General features: G+C 54.2%; 1 protein-coding gene. It reads right to left on the bottom strand.

Going from position 1 to position 225, the window contains the following annotated elements:
* Positions 1-190: hypothetical protein (locus E0702_RS20015; RefSeq protein ID WP_240721835.1), on the bottom strand; the 190-nt coding region annotated here is incomplete at its 3' end.
* Between the last annotated feature and the right edge of the window lie 35 nt (positions 191-225).

Raw genomic sequence — 225 nt, 5'->3', positions numbered from 1 at the left:
CGTACTGTACCATGCACAGATCAATGTTGCCGCTGACGTCGTGGAATGAAACCGGGCGACGCAACGGCAGTTTGGACAGTTCTTCGAGAAATGCCCCATCCCGCCGCACCTGGCTTACGAAGCGAAAAGGAACGTCTGAGGGAAGCTCAGCATCTAGCCTGTTCACAAGATCACGAAACTGCTGACGCATCTGCTCCGACTGATCGGTGCGAAACGAAAACGCAA

The sequence above is a fragment of the Halomonas marinisediminis genome (assembly GCF_004347715.1).
GTDB classification, from domain to species: Bacteria; Pseudomonadota; Gammaproteobacteria; order Pseudomonadales; family Halomonadaceae; genus Halomonas; species Halomonas icarae.
The sequence above is the reverse complement of the archived record's forward strand: the minus strand, read 5'-3'. Positions and strand labels throughout refer to the sequence as shown.